General features: G+C 51.2%; 5 protein-coding genes. 1 reads left to right on the forward strand and 4 read right to left on the reverse strand.

Translation table 11 applies throughout. From position 1 onward, the window contains the following. Positions 1–65: 65 nt before the first annotated feature. The 4 genes from A3OI_RS19155 to A3OI_RS0102695 all read right to left on the reverse strand — a co-directional run bounded on the left by A3OI_RS19155 (position 66) and on the right by A3OI_RS0102695 (position 2,086). Complete coding sequence (locus A3OI_RS19155; protein WP_018402804.1) at positions 66–443, reverse strand: type II toxin-antitoxin system RelE/ParE family toxin; 378 nt, start codon at positions 441–443, stop codon at positions 66–68. Positions 444–451: 8 nt separating this feature from the next. Then, complete coding sequence (locus tag A3OI_RS0102685) at positions 452–691, reverse strand: type II toxin-antitoxin system ParD family antitoxin (protein WP_018402805.1); 240 nt, start codon at positions 689–691, stop codon at positions 452–454. Between the two features lie 796 nt (positions 692–1,487). Continuing rightward, positions 1,488–1,778, reverse strand: a complete 291-nt coding sequence (locus tag A3OI_RS24560; protein ID WP_177313673.1) for a HigA family addiction module antitoxin — start codon at positions 1,776–1,778, stop codon at positions 1,488–1,490. A gap of 14 nt (positions 1,779–1,792) precedes the next feature. Further along, positions 1,793–2,086 (reverse strand): type II toxin-antitoxin system RelE/ParE family toxin, encoded by a 294-nt coding sequence (locus A3OI_RS0102695; protein WP_018402807.1) that lies wholly within the window; start codon positions 2,084–2,086, stop codon positions 1,793–1,795. On the opposite strand from A3OI_RS0102695, the gene A3OI_RS21510 reads away from it, so the two are divergent. Beyond that, positions 2,027–2,303, forward strand: a 277-nt coding sequence (locus tag A3OI_RS21510; RefSeq protein WP_177313672.1) for a type II toxin-antitoxin system HicB family antitoxin, incomplete at its 3' end; no start/stop codon positions are given. The genes A3OI_RS0102695 and A3OI_RS21510 overlap by 60 nt on opposite strands.

A 2,303-nucleotide genomic window follows, 5' to 3' on the forward strand; every position in this document is an offset into this window, starting at 1 on the left:
GGAATTAGGCGCATAACAAGGCCCGGGGACGAATCCGCGGGCTTTCTTTGTAAGCATCTGATCAATCAGAATATTCGTTGTGCCTGTCCATGATCAGATTTTGCAATCAAACAGTCCGGCAGGACGGTTTTTGGTCTTATCTGATCAATACTGTCACGGAAAAGGTGAGCGAGGCGCAACAACAGTTCGACAGCAGGGTGTCGCAACATCTGGGGCGTTTCCATCCTATATATGACTAAATGAACACCTACCGGATGTATACGGACTACTGGTCGAAACTCTTTACGCTCCGCTGCCGCAAAGGGGTTACTTGCAAGAAACTCGAAACATGCCTCTAGCTTCGAGTGATACTTGTCTGCTTGCGCCAAGCCAAATTTCTCAATCCCGTCCAAAAATATGCCAACTACGTCCTCTTCAGCCTTGCGGCTGAGCACATATTCCATTGTGTTTGTTATCCCTTCGCCAATTCCATAGCCTGGTCACGCAGCCCATCCATTGACTGGCTTCCCTCACCACTCTCCAAGCCTTCGCTAATCAGCCGCTGCACATTTTCGACTTTTTCTGCCCGGTCTTGATCTCTCTGGATCAAATCCCTCACGTAATCGCTGGTATTGGAATATCGGCCAGACCTAGCTTGTGTTTCCACCCACTCTTTCATTAGTTCCGGCAATGAAACGTTCATCGTAGCCATAGAGACCTCTCCCTTACACTTCCTGACAATTATTGCCAATTTTTGCCAAACATGGAAGCATGACTGCATGACTGCATGACTAGTGTCTCGTCTGGTTAATTCGCTGACCTACTGAGCCACTGAGAGCCTTGAGAGCAAGGCGCGGTGACGAAGGTTTGGTGGTTCCACATCAAGGGCTGGCAACACCGGCCAGAGACCTCAGCGTCACGCAGTAGATCAACGAATTAACCAGACGAGACAATAGAAGGAGTTCGGGGTCAGACCCCAGTGCTGTGCACTTGCATTCGTACAGAAAAACTGTACATCCATGGCTATGTTGTGCCTGTCCATGATCAGTTCGTCCCATGAAAACGGCGTGGTGGAGTGCGCCAATGGCTCGCTCAAGAAACGCTTGGCACAACAGTTGTCATTGCGCGGTCACAGTGACTTCGACGGTGTTGCGCACTATCAGGCTTTTATTGATCGCGTTGTCGACAAGCTCAATCAGCGCAACCGATCGCGCGCGCTTGAAGAGCAGGCGGCCTTGCAGCCCCTGCCGGAGTTTACAGCGGCCGAGTATCAGACCCTCCATCTCAAGGTGACGCGCAGCTCAACGATCGAAGTCCGACGCGTTGTTTACACCGTGCCATCGCGGCTGATTGGAGAGTCGGTACACATCCGGTTGCACCACGACAAGCGGATGCTGTTCGTTGATCAACAACCGGCACTGACATTACCGCGCATTTACCCCAGGCCTGGCGAGAGTCGCGCCCGCGTATCTAACCTGCAACTATCTCGCCCCGGCCCAAATGCGGCTTTACCAAGCGAACATTTTGGATTCCTGTTCATAAACATTGTGGCGCACATCCCAAAGCTCCACAGCATGCTGAATGTTCAGCCAGAATTCCGGGGTATTACCAAGCGCGGCCGCCAGTTTGATTGCCATGGGAGCAGTCAGCGTTCCTTTATCATGCACAAGTCGGCTCAGGGTATTTCTGTGAACGCCCATCGCCGCAGCCAACTCGCTGATCTCAATATGCATCGCCTCCAAAAATTCGATCGCCAGCATTTGACCAACCGTTACCGGACGACGCTTTGTATTCCTCATAGCTTCTACCTCCACTAGCCCTTGTAAACATGAGGATCCAGATAAGTATCCTGAGCGATACCATCCATCCAGCGAAAAATGAGCCGATATTGTTTGTTCACTCGAACAGAGCACAGTCCAGCTAATTTTCCCTGAAGATGCTCGAATCGGTTTCCCGGCGGGACTCTCAAATCTGACTCTTGAGTAGCCGCGTCAAGAATCTGAATCTTCCTATACAGCGCACCTTTTACAGTGCCTGGTATCTTTTTATGGCCCAGATCCTCTTCATAGAAGGCCCCGAGCCATGTGTCTCTGAATTCAACAGCCATACATTCCCTGTTCGCTTTTTAATCATCTTATGCACAACAACATTGTGCGTCAAGCCGACTACACAGATAAAGAAAGCTGGGAATTTGGTATGCCTGTCCACGACCAACCCACATGGGCCGTTCGCGCATGGCGCGGAAGTGCCGGACTTTCCAGGCTGTTTTTCAGCTGCAGATAGCTGGGACGAACTGGCGGGCAACATTCAGGAAGCGATAGAGC

Origin of the sequence: Marinobacter gelidimuriae (genome assembly GCF_000372805.1) — a bacterium.
Taxonomy (GTDB): domain Bacteria; phylum Pseudomonadota; class Gammaproteobacteria; order Pseudomonadales; family Oleiphilaceae; genus Marinobacter; species Marinobacter gelidimuriae.

What these genes read in the sequence shown, in the direction of transcription:
- A3OI_RS0102685 (WP_018402805.1), bottom strand. Translation starts at nt 691, where the DNA reads ATGGCTACGATGAACGTTTCATTGCCGGAACTAATGAAAGAGTGGGTG.
- A3OI_RS0102695 (WP_018402807.1), bottom strand. Translation starts at nt 2,086, where the DNA reads ATGGCTGTTGAATTCAGAGACACATGGCTCGGGGCCTTCTATGAAGAG.
- A3OI_RS24560 (WP_177313673.1), bottom strand. Translation starts at nt 1,778, where the DNA reads ATGAGGAATACAAAGCGTCGTCCGGTAACGGTTGGTCAAATGCTGGCG.
- A3OI_RS19155 (WP_018402804.1), bottom strand. Translation starts at nt 443, where the DNA reads ATGGAATATGTGCTCAGCCGCAAGGCTGAAGAGGACGTAGTTGGCATA.